The following is a 17,531-nucleotide window of genomic DNA, read 5'->3' on the forward strand; positions in this document are numbered from 1 at the left end:
TTGACAGTTCACCATTCAAACCGCCCAACAGGGCGGTTTTTTTATGGTCAGCAGAGAGTTAATTCCGGGGGCTCGATTGGTGGTAATACATATTTAAGAATAATTGTATGCTTTTTGCGTAAGTTAAAGCATACAATGCAGCTAAAAGTTCATTGTACTGTTGTTCTGCAAATGGAGTGCCTTATGTTTAAGAGTTTAACCTTGAGGTCGTTAATTCGCCTCATATTCTTAGTGGTGTTGTCATTGGCGCTGGTATTGGGCTTTGCCCTCTATCTTCTGTTGCAGTCTCAGCAGAATGTGGGCAAAGCACACCAAGATCGCTTTAACTACTTTAATGGTAGCAACATGATGCGCATGTACTCGACAGAACTGTCGACCCATATTCGTAATTATGTAGTCACCGATAATCAGGAAAAGCTGAATGCCTATCGCGATGTGCTGGCGATTACGATGGGACAAGCGCCCAGGGTTAATGGTCTCATAGCCTCTAATGAAGAAATGATGTCGCAAATGGAACTGACACCCAGTGAAATGGCACAGTTAGAGAAAGGGCGCCAGGCAACAATAACTATGATTAATATGGAGCAGGAAGCCCTACGGCTGATGGCTATGGGGCAAAGAGCACTGGCCCAGCAACAGGTGTTGGGTGTTGAGTATGATCAGGCCCGTAAGACACTAAGTCATTCGGTTGATAAGTTTGTCTCTATGCTGCTTACACGTTTGTCGGAGAGTTTGCAGGCGCAAGAAGCGCGTAACTATCAGATGGTGGTGTTTATGGCGTCTCTGGTGGTCCTGTTGGTGGTTTTGAGCCTGTTGTTGGGTTTGATCCTAAGACGCATGGTGCTGCAACCATTAGGTGCCGAACCGAGTGAAATGGAACGCGTGGCGGGCTCGATTGCCGAGGGTGATCTGAGTTTGAGCTTTGCTGCCAATAGTTCGGGAGTGTATGGCAAGTTGCAGCACATGACCGAAAAGCTACGTGAAGTCATCGGCCATATACATCAGTCCAGTAGCAGTCTATCGGCTGCGGCAGAAGAAACGTCAGCCGTTTCTTTGCAAACTAGCGCCAACTTAAGCCGCCAGCAACAAGACACGGATCAGGTCGCCGCTGCTATCAATCAAATGGCGGCTACGGTGCAAGAAGTCTCGCAAAATACCAGCCTGGCGGCGGCATCAGCCAGTTCAGCCAATGATGCGGCAGAGCAGGGGAAGAAAGTGGTACAACAGACGGTGGTTTCTATTAGCAAACTGGCCGACGATGTGGTGTCAACGGGGCATGTGGTTCAGTCTCTGGCCGATAGCAGTACCCAAATCAGTACCGTGGTGCAGGTGATCCAAGATATTGCCGACAGAACCAATTTGCTGGCACTTAACGCGGCCATTGAAGCCGCGCGCGCCGGCGAGCAAGGTCGAGGCTTTGCGGTGGTCGCCGATGAAGTACGCCAGCTGGCTGGACAAACCCAAAAGTCATCTCAGGAAATAGTGACGATGATTGCCAAGCTGCAGGGTGATGCCGAACAGGCGCTAACAGCCATGGCTCATGGTCGCCAACAGGCGGAGTTGACGGTAGGGCAGGCGCAAGAAGCTGAACGAGCCCTAGAACTCATTAGTGCGGCGGTGCAAACTATTAACGACATGAATGCCCAGATAGCGACAGCGGTAGAGGAGCAGGCCACGGTGACAGAAGACATTAGCCGTAACCTTACCGGTATTCATCAAGTGGGTGACGAAACGGCCGCCGGTGCCGAGCAAACCGCTAGCGCCAGTCGTGAGCTGTCTGAATTAGCTGCGGGATTACAACAATTGGTACAAGGCTTTAAGTTAGAGCCTGACACGCTTGGCGCACATTATCGGCGCTAGTATCGCCATTCAAGGCAGTGACGATTGCTTGCTAAACATTAACTCAGGCTCGGGCGCTGCAGATCAGCGTTCGGGCCTTGTTCATATCAGGGCTGCTCAGTATACTGCCGACTCTCAAAATGTGAGGTTTATCTATGTTAAAGCTGTTGCGGCTGTTGTTATTAGCGTTGGCCATGGTACTGGTGTTTATCCTAGGTACCTTAGTGTGCCTACTGCGCCCTCGTCATCCTAATAATGTGTGTTTTTTGGGGCGGTTATTTAATAAGGCCTGCTTTATTATTGGGCTTAAGGTGACGTTTAGGGGTTACGAAAACGCCGAGAACCTACAATCTGCGGTGTATATTGCCAACCACCAAAGCAACTGGGATATTATCGCTCTAACGGGAGCCGTTATGCCGCGTACCGTTGCCATCGGTAAAAGCAGTTTGTTTTGGATCCCCTTATTCGGTCAGCTATTTTGGTTAAGTGGCAACTTGTTGATTAACAGAGAAAATAAAAGTAAAGCTGCCAGCACCATTGGCAAAGTGGTCGATAAAATCCGCCTGCGTAATATGTCTATTTGGATGTTTCCAGAGGGTACCCGCAGTCAGGGGAAAGGCTTATTGCCTTTTAAAACCGGTGCGTTTCACATTGCCTTACAAGCTAAAGTGCCACTAGTGCCCATTGCTTGTTCTAGCTACTTCGGCCAAGTAGATCTTAACCGGTGGGATAATGGTGAGCTGATTGTAGAAATTATGCCGCCGATCTCGGTTGATGGATATGCACCTAATCAAATACGAGATTTGCTAAAGCACAGTCGCAAGACACTTGAAGCGCGCATTGCCGAGCTAGACCAAGAAGCTCGACGACCTTTAAGTAAAGGTAAACAGTAAAGAGTGAGGCGCGAGGAGTTACCCATAACACTAATCATTCGAATGTGGTGTTTACCCCTCACACCTTACGTCTCACCCCCACAGTATTAATCAGGAACCACCCATGACCGCATTACAAGAATGGCAAGAAGAAACCCGTGAAATTATTAGCTCTCTAATCGACGACGGCAGCAACCCCGACGTGGAGTACACCATAGAGCACCACTTTTCAGGTCAAGACTTTGCTCGTTTAGAGAAAGCCGCGCTAGACTGTTTTAAAGCCGAATATGATGTGACTGACGCCGAAGAGCTTACGCTAGAAGATGGCCAAGTGATTTTGTGCTTTGATGCCGTCACGGAAGGGCCCTTGAATGAAGCCGCTATTATGGTTCACATTGAGCAGTTACTAAAAATTGCCGAAAAATACGGCGTCGAATACGATGGCTGGGGAACTTACTTCGAAGAGTAAGGGTAAGGTACCGTAAAGAGTGAGGAGTGAGACGTTAGGTGTAAAACCCGCAACTGCAGCTTGGTGATTTATGTCTCCCCTTACGTCTTATCTCACTGCTCATAAGGAGCGCTTGAATGAGTCACCCTTACGATCCTCATGTGTTGCTGTGGGACGAATATAAATACCGTCATGATCACATCTGGCAAAAGCTGTTTCAGATTACTATTGCCGTTGTTTTGTTGGGGGCGGTGCCTTACCTGAAGCCCGAGATTACTCAAGTACTGCAAAGTTGGATTTTAATCGCACCATTATTAGGCAGCATGCTGGCATTAATTACGCTGGTATTGATGCATTTTGAACTGACGCTATTTACCAAAATTGCCAATGCGCACCGAGCTCACCAAGAAGAGTTAGGTCTAATCGAGCATAGTCGGCACAACTATTTTCGTTATCTCGTGATTACTTATGTGAGTTTTTTGCTACTGGTTAGTTTGGCAAACGTCGCTGTGGTGCGTTTGTTGTGGTTGTAAGTGCGTCCCTAGCCCGTTAGCGGCGACAGGGTTCGACAGACCTCGGCCTCTAAGTTAGGTTATTAGAAAATAAAGTAGTTACACTAAAAATGTAACTATTCACTGAGTGAGGCAATGATCTATGACAAACAGTAAAAAAGTGCTGGCTGCGAGTGCAGTCGTGCTCATGTTGGGATTATCAGCATGTAGCAATATGTCTGACAGAGATCGTAATACGGCCATTGGTGCAGGAGCTGGTGGTGTTGCAGGTTCGGTACTTACGGGTGGCAGTACCACCGGGACCATTGGTGGTGCAGTTGTTGGCGGCATTATCGGTAACCAAGTGAAAAAATAAAGACTGACTCACAATAGTCGAACAGTAAGGGGAGAAGATATCGATAGATATCTTCTCCCCTTTTTTATGCCGCTAAGATCCGTTTAAAGATACGGCACATTGTTGAATCTCGAACTACCTTCCTTCCGCACCCGCATAAAACGATAGATACAAGGCTGCTAGTTTTCTCTGTGTTAGCTATTAGGTTGTTAATCATACTACTGGGGCTTCATATGAGGCATTATAAGTTGCGCGCTCATATTTATTAGTGTAAATATTCAACTTCATGTGAAAGTAAATGTTTTCCTAGCGGTCTCTAACTTCATATACCTAGCACTATAACAGGAGAAAAATCACATGATCATGAGTAGCAAGCTCAAGCGGGAGCTTTCCCATTGTCGTCAACAATATGATTTGGCAAAAGCAGAGCAGCAGGCTATTCGTTCTCATATGGCGGTGATCGAATTTACCCCCCAGGGTGAAATCCTGGATGCCAATAACGGCTTTTTGGCAGTGGTAGGTTATAGCCTAACTGAGGTCCAGGGAGCACATCATCAGATGTTCTGTGCTCCCCAACTAGTGAACAGTGCCAAATACCGAGAATTCTGGCAACAACTGGGGCAAGGGCAGTCTCAAAGCGGTGCATTTGCGCGTCTCAACCGCCAAGGTGACGTTATTTGGCTGGAAGCAACCTATTTCCCGGTACTGGATGAACAGGGAACTGTGGTCAAAATATTGAAAATCGCCAGCGATATCACCGAAAAACAGCATAGACTCGATGCTCAGCAAGCGGTGTTGAGTGCGCTGCATCTTTCTATGGCTGTGATTGAGTTTTCTGTTGATGGCAATATTATTAGTGCCAATGATAATTTTTTAAGTACCATGAGTTATCGAGAGGAGCAGATTAAGGGACAACATCACCGCCTGTTTTGTGACGAAGAATTTTATCAACAGCAGCCCCATTTTTGGCAAGAACTGGCCTCGGGACAGCATAAGTCGGGTCGTTTCAAACGCTTTGATGCCACAGGACGCGAGATTTGGCTGGAGGCAAGTTATAACCCGATTCTGGATGATGGTGGCAAGGTCACGCGTGTGATCAAGTTTGCTAGCGAAATTACTGCCAGAGTACAGAGAGGGCAACAAGCTAGAGAAGCTTCTGAAGTGGCCAGCGTTACGGCAACTCAAACCGCCAGCATTGCCGAACAGGGTAGCCGTTTTTTACAAGCTTCAGTCGCGACTTCGTCGCAGATTGCCGATGACCTCGAGCAGGCCACTTTGGTGATCCAGCGGTTGAATGAGCAAGCGCGTAATATCGAAGAAATCGTGGCTACCATCAGCAGCGTGGCTGATCAGACTAATCTGTTGGCGTTGAATGCGGCAATTGAAGCGGCCCGCGCCGGAGAGCAAGGCCGCGGCTTTGCTGTGGTGGCCGATGAAGTGCGCAAGTTAGCCGGGCGCACCAGTAAGGCGACGGCTGAGATTGGCCAGGTAGTGCAACAAAACCGTGAGCTAACGGTACAAGTATCCGCCGCTATTACAGCCGTTACTCTAGTGGCCGACCAAGGTAAGCAACAAGTACTTGATGTAGCAGGGATAATGACAGACATTCATCAAGGCGCGCAGGCAGTACAAGAGGCCGTGGTAGGGCTGGTTTAGATATAAAAAAACCGACCTTTGTAGGTCGGTTTTTATTATTGCTATAGTGAGACGTCGTTCGTTTCACGCCTTACGCTTAACCCGTTACAGGCTCGCTATTTGCTCTTGCTGTTGTACCAGTTTGGTTAATACTGCCCGATACTCATCCAGCTTTTCTTGTTCTTTAGCTACTACGTCGGCAGGAGCTTTAGCCACAAAGCCGGCGTTATTTAGCTTGCCTTCAATACGCTTAATTTCGCCGTTAGTTTTGTCTAACTCTTTTTGCAAACGAGCCAATTCGGCGTCTTTATCAATTAAGCCTGCCATGGGTAGCAGCAATTCGGTCTCACCAATTAACTGTTTGGTAGAGGTCGGTGCTTCTTCATCTGGGCTTAAATGCGTAATGGCGTCTAGCTTAGCCATGGCCTTTAAGAAGGCTTCGTTGTCCGTTGCGCGGCGACCGTCGTCACCGGCGGGGCGTAACAGCACAGATAAGGCTTTGCTTGGCGCAAGGTTCATCTCGGCACGCAAGTTACGAATAGAGACGATAAAGCGCTTCACCCATTCCAGATCTGCCATGGCATCCGCATCTTCCAGAGACGCATCCGCTTTTGGATAGGCGGCCAGCATTATGCTGTCGCCAGCACGATTAGCCAAAGGTGCCACCCGCTGCCAAATCTCTTCGGTGATGTAGGGCATGATCGGGTGTGCTAACCGTAACAGAGTTTCCAGCACTTCAATCAAGGTCTTGCGCGTGGCGCGCTGTTCCGCCTCTGAACCGTGCCACAGTACTGGCTTGGTCAGTTCTAAGTACCAGTCACAGAACTGGTGCCAGATGAACTCATAGAGTGCATTGGCGGCGCGGTCGAAGCGATAGCTATCTAGGGCTTCACGCACTTCGGTGATGGTCACTTGCAGTTGGGCTTGGATCCAACGATCCGCCAGCGAATAGCTCAGCTCGCCGGTACTTGCGCCAGAGTTAAAGCCGCAGTCTTGATCTTCGGTGCTCATCAACACGTAGCGGGAGGCGTTCCACAGCTTATTACAAAAGCTGCGATAACCGTCTAAACGACGCATATCCCAGTTAATGTCACGACCGGTGGAGGCCATGGCCGCTAAGGTAAAGCGCAGCGCATCGGTACCGTGGGCTTCAATGCCTTCAGCAAAAGTAGTACGGGTATCCTTTTCTATTTTTGCGGCCAGCTTGGGCTGCATCATATTGCCGGTACGCTTGGTCACCAAAGACTCAAGATCGATACCGTCAATCATATCTAAAGGATCCAGTACGTTACCCTTAGATTTTGACATTTTATCGCCGTTTTCATCACGGATCAGGCCCGTCACGTACACGGTTTTAAACGGTACTTGCGGCTTACCATTTTCATCTTTAATGAAGTGCATGGTCATCATGATCATGCGCGCCACCCAGAAGAAAATAATATCGAAGCCGGTCACCAACACACTACTAGGGTGGAAAGTGGCAAGATCTGGCGTTTTTTCTGGCCAACCCTGGGTAGAAAAGGTCCACAGTGCCGAGCTAAACCAAGTGTCCAGTACGTCTTCGTCTTGGGTCAATGGCACATCGGCGGCCAACTTATAAGTCGCACGCACTTCGGCTTCATCGCGACCGACATAGACTTTGCCCTCGCTGTCGTACCAAGCAGGAATACGATGGCCCCACCACAATTGGCGAGAGATACACCAATCTTGTACATCACGCATCCAAGAGAAGTACATGTTTTCGTACTGTTTAGGTACAAATTCAATTTCACCGTCTTCTACTGCTTGGGTGGCCACTTTAGCCAGCGGTGCGGCGCGTACATACCATTGGTCGGTGAGCATTGGCTCGATGGCCACGCCACCACGATCCCCATAAGGCACGGTTAAGTCGTGATCTTTCACGCTATCTAGCAAACCTAGCTCGTCCAGTGCACTCACAATGGCTTTACGTGCGGCGTAGCGCTCCAAGCCCTGAAACTGTGCTGGTAGCTCGCTCGAATACACCTCGCTGACTTCACCTTTAGTGGTAAATACTTCGGCCAATTCGCGAACGTGTGCATCTAAAGTCAGTATGTTGATCTGCGGCAACTGATGGCGTTTACCTACTTCCGCATCGTTAAAATCATGGGCAGGAGTAATTTTTACGCAACCAGTGCCTTTTTCCATATCGGCGTGTTCGTCGCCCACAATCGGAATACGGCGGCCAACTAACGGCAGCTCAATGAACTTACCAATCAGGCTCTGATAACGCGGATCTTTTGGGTTGACCGCAACTGCAGTGTCGCCGAGCATGGTTTCGGGGCGAGTGGTGGCCACTACCAGATAGTTTTTGCCATCCGGGGTGGTTGCGCCATCGGCTAATGGATAGCGAAATTGCCACATGTGGCCTTTTAGGTCGCGATTTTCTACTTCTAAGTCCGAGATGGCGGTATTGAGTTTCGGATCCCAGTTGACCAAGCGCTTACCGCGATAAATTAAGTCGTCTTCGTATAACTGCACGAATACTTCTTTAACTGCGCTAGACAGGCCGTCATCCATGGTGAAGCGCTCGCGCTCCCAATCCACGGACGTGCCGAGGCGGCGCAGTTGCTGAGTGATAGTGCCGCCAGACTCTTTTTTCCAGTCCCAAATTTTATCAATAAAAGCTTCACGGCCATAATCGTGGCGCGTTTTGTCTTCTTCTGCGGCGATTTTTCGCTCAACTACCATTTGTGTAGCAATACCGGCGTGATCGGTGCCCACTTGCCATAGGGTATTTTTGCCCTGCATACGCTGATAACGGATCAAGGTATCCATAATGGTATCTTGAAACGCATGGCCCATGTGCAGGCTACCAGTTACGTTAGGGGGCGGTATCATAATGCTGTAAGCAGGTTTGCTGGTGTCGCCATGAGGCTTGAAATAGCCCTTGCTTTCCCATTGCTGGTACATGGCCTGCTCAATAGCGTTGGGATTAAATGTTTTTTCCATGATGTTATTCGTCTTGAGTTTGGGAAGGTACAGGGGCGGTTGTTAGTGTAAAACCGGCCTGACGATAGGCTTTAAAGCGCTCTCGAGCTTGTTGTTTACCCTCATCGTCGGAGGGCACAAAATCAACTAACTGTTTAAAACGACGCGCAAAATCAGGAGCTTGGGGCGCTAGGTTAATCAGTACGGCGCGGCCACTTTGTGGCACTTGCCAACCGATGATCACTTGCGCACCTTGGCGCGGGCCTTCGCCTTGCAAGTTATGCGCAACAAAGCCGTCGGCTGGTTGTTGCCATAGCCGTTCGTCTAGCGCTTCGGCCTGCGCCTGATCGCTTGCATGAATAAAGACGCCCAGCCCTTGGCGGTAGAAGTCGGTGGTGATATGACACACCCACGCTACTAGCGCATCGGGGCTGGCCGTCTCTGGCAGCAGATAAAAACAGCCTTGGCTCATTACTACTCTTCGATATTGTTAACGCCGGCCCGGTTCAGTAAAAACTGGGTCAACAGCGGCACCGGACGACCGGTTGCCCCTTTATTTTTGCCACTCACCCAAGCGGTACCGGCTACATCTAAGTGCGCCCAGTTGTACTTTTTGGTGAAACGACTTAGGAAGCACGCGGCAGTAATAGCACCTGCGGCGCGACCACCAATGTTGGCCATGTCAGCAAATGGGCTTTCCAACTGCTCTTGATACTCTTCACCCATTGGCAAGCGCCACGCTCGGTCACCGGCTTGCTCGGAGGCATTCAGTAATTCGTGCGCCAGCGGATTATGGTTGGCCAACAAAGCCGAAGTATGATGACCCAGCGCCACAATACATGCGCCAGTTAGTGTCGCCACATCCACGACCACTTCTGGGTCGAAGCGCTCAACAAAGGTAAGCGCATCACACAGTACTAAGCGGCCTTCGGCATCGGTATTAAGCACTTCAATGGTTTGGCCTGACATACTGGTCAGAATATCACCGGGCCGATAGGCGTTGCCGTCGGGCATGTTTTCGCAACCGGCTAAAATAGCGACTACGTTAATAGGCAGTTGCAACTCGGCCAGCGCTTTCATGGTGCCTAACACAGCGGCAGCACCGCCCATGTCGTATTTCATTTCATCCATGCCCTCACCTGGCTTGAGCGAAATGCCGCCCGCATCAAAGGTGAGGCCTTTGCCCACTAATACAATAGGGCGGGCTTCGGCGTCTGGGTTACCTTTATATTCAATCACCGACATCATGGCTTCGTTTTGCGAGCCACGAGCAACAGCTAAGTAGGCATTCATCCCCAGCTCTGCCATCTCTTCTTCGCCAATCACTCGGGTTGTAATATTATCCCATGCATCGGCCAGCTGGCGGGCTTGGGAAGCAAGGTACGCCGGATTACACACGTTAGGTGGCATATTGGCCACGTCACGACAGACTTTAACGCCTTTAGCGACGCTTAAGCCGTGGGCAATGGCGCGCTCGCCAATAGGCAGCTCGCGCCGAGTTGGTACGTTGAAGACCATTTTGCGTAACGGACGACGCGGCTCGGCTTTGTTAGTTTTAAACTGATCAAAGGTATAAAGGCTCGCTTTGGTCGTTTCTACCGCTTGGCGTACTTTCCAATAAGCATCGCGTCCCTTGACGTGCAGCTCCGTTAAAAAGCACACTGCTTCCATTGAGCCGGTATCGTTAAGAGTGCTGATGGTATTACGGATAATTTGCTTATACTGGCGTTCGTCCAGTTCGCGCTCTTTGCCGCAGCCGACCAGTAATACGCGCTCGCTGAGCACGCCGGGTACTTGGTGTAATAATAAAGTTTGACCGGCTTTACCTTCTAAATCGCCACGGCGTAGCAGTGAACTTAGGTAACCGTCGCTGATTTTATCCAGCTGTTCGGCTACCGGAGACAGACGGCGGGGTTCAAATACGCCTACAACGATGCAAGCGCTACGTTGTTTTTCTGGGCTACCACTTTTAACACTGAACTCCATGGATTCTCCTAGAGCTTGAAGACAATGAGCGTGAGATCAACGATAATGATGATCGACGCAAAAACAGGCAGATTTTCGCGAGCTTAATGTGCGAAAATCGTAATTTTACGCTTATTCTTAAGCGTTTCCATTGAAAAGACAAGTTTACACTGGGATTAGCGGTGATTGCATTTCGTTATTTGTTTTGGGAAACCCTAAAAACACAGCTAGCTGTGTTATTCGTGCTGTTGCTTATCTTCGTCAGCCAGAATTTTATCGAGGTTCTGGGGGGCGCAGCTAATGGCACCATACCCGTCGCTCTGATTGGTAAACTCTTACTGCTGAACATGCCTGACATGACCACGCTAATGCTACCTATTAGTTTGTTTTTAGGCATATTGTTCGCCCATGGCCGTCTGTATGCCGACAGTGAAATGACGGTGATGCGAGCGGTGGGCATTGGGCCGGGGAAAATTATGATCGTCACTTTGGTGCTGGCATTGTTTTGGACTGGGGCTGCATTGTTTAACTCATTATGGCTAAACCCGTGGTCTAAGGCACAAGTGTACCAGATAAGAGAAGAGGTAAAGGCCGATCCTGGTTTTGCGCTGCTGCGTGAAGCGCGCTTTATGAGCTTGGATGGAGGGCGAGTGGTTGCTTATGTTGAAAACTTGAATACCAAAAACCTTGATAACAGTGGGTTAAGTCGTTTGTTTGTGGTGCAGCGAGCGCAGACTGAGCAAGCTCCCAGTATCATAGTGGCCGACAGTGGGCGTTTTCAAGAGCGTGACGGCGGCCAGTGGCTAACGCTTGATAAAGGACATCGCTACAGTGGCGTGCCGGGAACGCGAGAGTTTGATGTGGCCGAATTTGATGAATATAGCGCTTATATTCGTGCCAGCGAAGCAGAGGAAGTTGAGCGTAAAGAAGCAGCGATTGATAGCAAGGAGTTAGGTCGATCTAATAAATTAGAAGATATAGCCGAGCTACAATGGCGACTATCTTTACCCTTATCCATGTTAGTGCTGGTACTGATCGTGGTGCCATTGGCGGTGATTAATCCTCGGCAAGGGCGTTATGCCAAGCTGTTGCCTGCTATTTTATTGTATCTAGCTTACTTTTTACTACAAAGTGCTTCTCGTTCGGCGGTAGAAGCGGGAAGTCTGCCCATCTACCCAGGGCTCTATACGGTACCTATCGTCTTTTTGTTATTGGTGGCTTTGCCGCTTAACTTACGAGAAACGGCGTGGTGGAGTCGTACACGAGAAAAATTTAATAGTAAGAAGGCAGCCTAATGTTAACTATTTTTGATCGCTACATTGGCCGGACGGTATTGATGGCCATGTTGCTGTGCGAACTCACTCTAGTGGGGCTGTCTGCCATTATTCGTTATGTAGAGCAGCTACGCAGCGTAGGCGAGGGCAGTTACACTTTGCTATCGGCTTTTTATTATGTGCTGCTGTCGATGCCGCAAGAAATTGTGCTGTTCTTTCCTATTGCCGCCTTACTGGGGGGATTAATTGGCCTGGGGCAATTAGCGAGTAATAGTGAGCTGGTGGTGATGCAGTCAGCAGGGCGCTCTCGTTTTAATATCGTGATGAGCACTCTGAAAACCACGTTGCCACTGATGCTGATTATTATGCTAATCGGCGAGTATGTGGCACCTGTGACTAAGTTGGCATCGGATGACTTACGCACTCAAGCTCGCTCCGATGGCCAAGTGGTGTTATCGGTTTATGGGGTCTGGGCCAAAGATAATGACGCGTATATTAATATCGGCCAAGCCCGCCGTGACGGTACTATAACGGGTATTACGCTGTATTATTTTGACAATGACACTCAGCTCAAACGTATTACTCAAGCCGCCAGTGCACAGTATCAAGATCAGCAATGGCTGCTAACGAATGTGACAGATACCTTGTTTAACTACGGAGTATCTGTTGAAACCGAACACCATGAGCAAAGGGGCTGGCAGACAAGTCTGACTCCCGAAAAGCTGGGGGTGGTGGCGATAGACCCTAATGAGCTATCTATGCGTGGGTTATGGGAGTATCAAGGTTACCTAAAAGATAACGGCCAAGAGAGTGGCCTTTATGCCTTGGAGTTTTGGCGTAAAGCGCTGCAGCCCGTCATGGTGGTGGCCATGATGTTGCTTGCCTCTTCTTTTGTATTTGGCGCCCTGCGCAGCGTGACCATGGGCGCTCGCTTGTTAATGGGCATCCTATTTGGCTTTAGTTTTTATGTGGCTAACGAGGTGTTTGGCCCGATAAGCTTGGTCTATGACGTGCCTCCTATATTGGGTGCGCTCGGACCTAGTTTGCTGTTTATCGTCATCGCGCTATTTTTGCTTAATAGAAGAACTTAAGCCTTCGGCAGCTTTAAGCGAACAGCCGTCAGCTCTCAGAAAAACACAGGCCTGTGGTGGTCCTGTGTTTTTTTATTGTTGTTTTTAACTGATGGCTTAGGGCTATGTTTTATCTAACAACTGCTTATTTAACTCTTTGCTCATCATAATCACTTCGCAGTCGGCTACTTTGTCTTGTAGTGCCAACTTGGTGCGCGGGTTGAATACCAGCCATAAGTTACCCAAGCCCAAGAGAGCGCTGGCGGCACGAATAATACATTGTGCTAAGCGCAGCCGGCGACCATCGGTGTTTTGTACCCGTAACCGCCAAGCACGCATACCAATGGTTTGGCCGCTAGTACGCCAAAACCAGCAATAAAAAAACAGTGCTACCGCTAGTAAGCACAGTTGGTACCAGCGGCTGGCGCTTAATAGTGCCGCTGTATCTTCATAAGGCCCCAAGCTTATCCAGCCCATATTTAGCGCTAGGACGGTTACCCCAAAGTAGACAAAACCGGTCACCATCAGCAGCGAAACGACCACCAGTAGGTCATACATCCATGCTGCTAACCGACGCATTAACCCCGCCCGAGGCAAGCCCACATAATCCGAATAAGAAGACATCACTCGCTACCGCCATGTGTTGAAAAGTTAAGGTTGAAAATTTATGTAGACGCATTCTAGCAAAAGCGATGGCTCTCGGTCATTTTTGTACCGTTAAACGCTAAATTACCCACTAGTGCACAATTTATGCGCAGTCAGAATGAAAAAGTAATAATCTACTTGCGGCGCGCGTTTGAATAAGTATAATTCATCTCGCTCACCAAGGTGAAGCAAGCAACAAGCAGTGGCGGTGTGGTGAAATTGGTATACACGACGGATTCAAAATCCGTTGCCTTCGGGCGTGGCGGTTCAAGTCCGCCCACCGCTACCACTTTAAAGTTATAATCTTATCAAGTATTTCTGCTTTATTAATTTCCCTTCAAAGTTAATATTATCTAATAATAGATATTTTTTATTAAAAATTAAATCAGATCTCTGATTTTTTAACGATCCTGCTTTTCCTCTCAAGTCATCAAATAAAAATTATAATGCGCATTATTTTAAATAGAAAATTGAGATAAAGAGATGAACAGCAAAGGAGTCTAGCCGTATTGGCCGTTAGCTACACTGCATAAGACAATACTGTACAATAAACAATAGTGGTGCGAATGGGAGACTCCCACACCCGAAGGCACTAATACCAATCTAAGTAAGTATGTGATCTGTTTTGAAGTTGAGCGCTAGAAGTACAAAGGTCAGCTTTAAGCGCTAATATTTATCCAAGTAAAAGCACAAAATAAATGGTAAATACCAACCAACCCCGAGCGTAAGGTCGCCTTATTTAGGCAAGGAGTATTCGACCTCTTTAGGCCGTGCTATGGTTTTTGGTCGATTGAAATCGACCCTACGATCAGGATGGCTCCTTGTTTTTTGTAGGGGCGAATTTATTCGCACAATAATGGTGGCACGGCCTAAAAGAGACCAACCTACAAAACTAACGTGAGACCTTGACACCCAACAGAGTATCTACAGAAGACATAAAAATCTGATCAGTTAGTTTTCCTGATTGGTATAACACCTGAAGCTAGCGCGTCTACCAATTCCGCACCCTCGCACCTCCAATATCTACGAATACTATAGAATTTTTCCGCTCGTCAATATTTGAAGTACAGCGCCTAGCGCTAAGCACCCAGCTAAAACAAAGCACCGCTCTTTGCTATGATTGGTGCTGGGTGCTCGGCGCTATCTGTTTTTCTTCACTTACCGACGAGTCGCGTGATAAATCTTAAACTTGCCGTTTATTGCTAATGTCTCGCAATGACCAAAGCTCTTTTCGATAAGTTCGGGGTAGGGCAAGAAGGCGTTGGCTACTAGCGTTAACGAGCCGCCTGGTGCAAGATAATCTTTCGCCGTAGTCAGCAGTGTTTCTGTGGTGTGGTAAAAGGTTTTTAAGCCGGCATGAAACGGCGGGTTGGCAATAATATGATTAAAAGGGCCTGTTACTTGGCTTAGCCCATCACTGGCATAGACCTTGGCATCTAGCTGGTTTTCTGCAAGCGTTAGACGAGTGGCTTCTAATGCCAGCGCATTAATGTCTATGCACTCCAGCATTAGCTCAGGGTGGCGCTTCAGTAAGCTGGCACCAATCACGCCTGCACCACAACCAAAGTCGAGCACACGCCCTTTTAGCGGCTTCAGGTTATCGAGCAGCAAACGCGAGCCCGAATCGAGATGACCGGCACTAAATACGCCGGGCAGGGTGCACACCTGCAGCTGTTGTTGCTCTATGATGTATCCCTTTTGCCAGCTGGTCTGTTTTAGCGGTACAGCTGTTCGGATAAGCTGAGCCTGATATAAACTGGCGCGTCGTGCGCTGTCGAGCTTAATCACCTGATCACAGTAGGGGGCCAATAATTTAGGGGCTGATTTAACACCGCCTTTATTATCACCGGCAATAAATATTTGAGCACTCTCAGCCAACAGTGGCAAGCAGGCTGCTAATAAATATTCGGCTTCGGCCTTAGCCTTAGGCATAAGCAGTAACAGTGCGCTGGCTGCGTGCGGTTTTGGCTGAGTGCCAAACTCAATATCGGTTACACCCTGATTTTTTTGCCACTGATAATAACTATAATCGGTGGTAAAAATTCGAGGCGCAGGGCCCGCATCGGCCAGCATAGCGGGTAGGTTATCTTCTAGCAGACCGCAGACCAACAGGGGTTGCTGACTGAGTACATCTAGGTTACGAGCTAGCATCTCGCTAACCGTGGTTAAGGCCTTAAGCATCTCGGGTTCCACACTAAATTATTTGGTTGTGCATTATACATATCTCGCGCCCTCTTGACATTTGTCGGTCATTAGCAAAAGATGCGAGACAAGGTCTTTAGCAGGTGATGCCCATGCTTTTTGCAATGAAACGTAAACAGGAAAAACCGCTTAAACGAAAAGCGGCCACTTCTGTTGCGTAACCGACGCCTGATCTTCTTTAAGACAAGATGTTCTCAAACCCCGGTGATGCAACAGCAGCCGGGGTTTTTTATTTAAATTTTTTAATCCTCTAGCCAGGAGAAGGAGTTTCCATGTTTCGCGGTTCTTTAGTTGCCCTTTTAACCCCCTTTGACGGTACTCGTATTGACGAGGCGGCATTGCGACGCTTGGTTGACTGGCACATAGCAGAGGGAACTCACGGTCTAGTGCCAGTGGGTACCACGGGTGAAAGCCCAACCCTAACTCACGATGAGCATTGTCGTGTTATTGAAATTGTCGCCGAGCAAGCGGCAGGGCGTGTGCCGGTGATTGCCGGCGCAGGCTCTAATAACCCGGTTGAGGCCATCGAATACAGTAACTGTGCCCAACGTGTAGGGGCCGATGCTACTTTGCATGTGGCGGGTTATTACAACCGTCCTAATCAAGATGGTTTGTATGCGCATTTTAAAATGCTGCATGACGCCACCGAACTGCCGATTATTGTCTATAATATTCCGCCGCGTGCCGTAGTAGACATTAAGCCAGATACCTTAGCGCGCATGGCTGAGCTGCCCCGCATTGTCGGCGTGAAAGACGCCACTGGTGACTTGTTGCGCCCTTGGTCTGAGCGTCAAGTGATCAAAAAGCCGTTTGCTTGGCTATCTGGCGAAGATGGCACTGCCGTCGCTTATAACGTAGGTGGTGGTCAGGGTTGTATTTCGGTGACTGCGAACGTGGCGCCACGCCTGTGTGCTCAGCTGCAAGAGTTCACCTTATCTGGAAAGTGGGAAGAAGCACGCGCTTTGCAAGATAAGCTGCTGCCACTGCATCAGGCACTCTTTTTAGAGCCGAACCCTGCCGGCCCTAAATATGCGCTGTCGCTGTTAGGCTTGGCGAGCGAAGAATGCCGCATTCCTGTGGTGCCGTTGCAAGACAGCACTAAAGCGCAGATCCGTAACGTAATGGAAAAGCTAGAGCTGATTTAATTAGGGCAAGTGAGGGGGAGTGGTGAAGAGTGAAGGGTACTGAGGACAAGAAAAGCGACCAGCTCCAAGGATCACAAAGCGGGGCGGTTAATGGAGGGAGCTTATGTCTTCCACTCAACCCTTTATCCGTCACCCTTTACTATCTCTTTCCGTAATCGGCACACAATAAAAAGGTCAGCTTAAGCTGACCTTTTTATTGTCTCAACGGGCAAGTTTAATCCTGATCGTCTTCGCCTGGATGATCGAATTGCTCATCACGGCGCTGATATTGATCTTCGCGTGGGCTCTGATGACTTTCGTAACGCGGGCGGCGTGGTTTGCTAATGACCACACCAGTGCGTGGTGCTCGACGAGTCGCCGGAGAAATAGTCGAAATTTTGGCTTTATAAATTAACTGCTGCTGGCCGCGAGGGTCAGAGAGTAAAAGACAATATTGATCAAAGGCACTGATCATTCCTTCCAACTTAATACCATTGGTAAGGAAGATCGCGCAGTGAGTCTGATTTTTGCGCAGCCAATTCAGTGCGGCATCCTGTCCGTTACCCAATGAAAATGCTTGTTGCAGCGATTGGGGATTATCTGATTGGGCAGTCATGTAGGAAGTCCTATTTGTTATTATTCAATCTTGATTGTGCTTAATG

15 protein-coding genes and 1 tRNA gene are annotated in these 17,531 nt (G+C 48.7%); 10 read left to right on the plus strand and 6 right to left on the minus strand.

Annotated features, from left to right (window positions below; translation table 11 throughout):
* Window positions 1–183 precede the first annotated feature (183 nt).
* From ACFQ1C_RS02120 to ACFQ1C_RS02145, 6 genes are all read left to right on the plus strand, one after another.
* Window positions 184–1,860 (plus strand): methyl-accepting chemotaxis protein, encoded by a 1,677-nt coding sequence (locus ACFQ1C_RS02120; RefSeq protein WP_379556884.1) that lies wholly within the window; start codon window positions 184–186, stop codon window positions 1,858–1,860.
* Between the two features lie 134 nt (window positions 1,861–1,994).
* Entirely contained in the window at window positions 1,995–2,732 is a 738-nt protein-coding gene (locus ACFQ1C_RS02125; protein WP_379556885.1) for a 1-acylglycerol-3-phosphate O-acyltransferase, read from the plus strand.
* A 103-nt stretch (window positions 2,733–2,835) separates the two neighbouring features.
* On the plus strand, window positions 2,836–3,180 hold the full coding sequence (rraB, locus tag ACFQ1C_RS02130; RefSeq protein WP_379556886.1) for a ribonuclease E inhibitor RraB: 345 nt from the start codon (window positions 2,836–2,838) through the stop codon (window positions 3,178–3,180).
* Window positions 3,181–3,296: 116 nt separating this feature from the next.
* Complete coding sequence (locus tag ACFQ1C_RS02135; RefSeq protein ID WP_379556887.1) at window positions 3,297–3,692, plus strand: hypothetical protein; 396 nt, start codon at window positions 3,297–3,299, stop codon at window positions 3,690–3,692.
* 121 nt (window positions 3,693–3,813) lie between these two features.
* Window positions 3,814–4,026, plus strand: a complete 213-nt coding sequence (locus tag ACFQ1C_RS02140; RefSeq protein WP_379556888.1) for a glycine zipper 2TM domain-containing protein — start codon at window positions 3,814–3,816, stop codon at window positions 4,024–4,026.
* A 339-nt stretch (window positions 4,027–4,365) separates the two neighbouring features.
* Window positions 4,366–5,661, plus strand: a complete 1,296-nt coding sequence (locus tag ACFQ1C_RS02145) for a methyl-accepting chemotaxis protein (RefSeq protein WP_379556927.1) — start codon at window positions 4,366–4,368, stop codon at window positions 5,659–5,661.
* Window positions 5,662–5,745: 84 nt separating this feature from the next.
* Here the strand turns inward: ACFQ1C_RS02145 and ACFQ1C_RS02150 are convergent, their stop codons facing one another.
* Genes ACFQ1C_RS02150 through pepA form a run of 3 tightly spaced genes read right to left on the minus strand, consistent with a single transcriptional unit; the run spans window position 5,746 to window position 10,575 of the window.
* Entirely contained in the window at window positions 5,746–8,610 is a 2,865-nt protein-coding gene (locus tag ACFQ1C_RS02150) for a valine--tRNA ligase (RefSeq protein ID WP_379556889.1), read from the minus strand.
* 4 nt (window positions 8,611–8,614) lie between these two features.
* Complete coding sequence (locus ACFQ1C_RS02155) at window positions 8,615–9,061, minus strand: DNA polymerase III subunit chi (protein WP_379556890.1); 447 nt, start codon at window positions 9,059–9,061, stop codon at window positions 8,615–8,617.
* A 2-nt stretch (window positions 9,062–9,063) separates the two neighbouring features.
* The gene (gene pepA / locus ACFQ1C_RS02160; protein ID WP_379556891.1) at window positions 9,064–10,575 is read right to left on the minus strand and encodes a leucyl aminopeptidase; all 1,512 of its coding nucleotides are present in this window, start codon (window positions 10,573–10,575) and stop codon (window positions 9,064–9,066) included.
* A 161-nt stretch (window positions 10,576–10,736) separates the two neighbouring features.
* On the opposite strand from pepA, the gene lptF reads away from it, so the two are divergent.
* Both lptF and lptG read left to right on the plus strand, forming a co-directional pair.
* Window positions 10,737–11,849: an LPS export ABC transporter permease LptF gene (gene lptF / locus ACFQ1C_RS02165; RefSeq protein WP_379556892.1), complete on the plus strand. Its 1,113-nt coding sequence runs from the start codon at window positions 10,737–10,739 to the stop codon at window positions 11,847–11,849.
* Complete coding sequence (gene lptG / locus ACFQ1C_RS02170; RefSeq protein ID WP_379556893.1) at window positions 11,849–12,919, plus strand: LPS export ABC transporter permease LptG; 1,071 nt, start codon at window positions 11,849–11,851, stop codon at window positions 12,917–12,919. The genes lptF and lptG overlap by 1 nt, the downstream gene beginning before the upstream one ends.
* A gap of 102 nt (window positions 12,920–13,021) precedes the next feature.
* On the opposite strand, the gene ACFQ1C_RS02175 is transcribed toward lptG, so the two are convergent.
* Window positions 13,022–13,522, minus strand: coding sequence for an RDD family protein (locus tag ACFQ1C_RS02175; RefSeq protein WP_379556894.1), 501 nt, complete (start codon window positions 13,520–13,522; stop codon window positions 13,022–13,024).
* A gap of 225 nt (window positions 13,523–13,747) precedes the next feature.
* Here ACFQ1C_RS02175 and ACFQ1C_RS02180 point away from each other — a divergent pair.
* A tRNA-Leu gene (locus tag ACFQ1C_RS02180) sits at window positions 13,748–13,832 on the plus strand.
* Window positions 13,833–14,701: 869 nt separating this feature from the next.
* On the opposite strand, the gene rsmC is transcribed toward ACFQ1C_RS02180, so the two are convergent.
* Window positions 14,702–15,724: a 16S rRNA (guanine(1207)-N(2))-methyltransferase RsmC gene (gene rsmC, locus ACFQ1C_RS02185; RefSeq protein ID WP_379556895.1), complete on the minus strand. Its 1,023-nt coding sequence runs from the start codon at window positions 15,722–15,724 to the stop codon at window positions 14,702–14,704.
* Window positions 15,725–16,017: 293 nt separating this feature from the next.
* Between rsmC and dapA the strand changes: the two genes are divergently transcribed.
* Window positions 16,018–16,890, plus strand: a complete 873-nt coding sequence (gene dapA, locus ACFQ1C_RS02190) for a 4-hydroxy-tetrahydrodipicolinate synthase (protein WP_379556896.1) — start codon at window positions 16,018–16,020, stop codon at window positions 16,888–16,890.
* A 214-nt stretch (window positions 16,891–17,104) separates the two neighbouring features.
* On the opposite strand, the gene hfq is transcribed toward dapA, so the two are convergent.
* On the minus strand, window positions 17,105–17,485 hold the full coding sequence (gene hfq / locus ACFQ1C_RS02195; protein WP_379556897.1) for an RNA chaperone Hfq: 381 nt from the start codon (window positions 17,483–17,485) through the stop codon (window positions 17,105–17,107).
* Between the last annotated feature and the right edge of the window lie 46 nt (window positions 17,486–17,531).

This window comes from Oceanisphaera ostreae (assembly GCF_042676125.1).
Lineage (GTDB): Bacteria > Pseudomonadota > Gammaproteobacteria > Enterobacterales > Aeromonadaceae > Oceanimonas > Oceanimonas ostreae.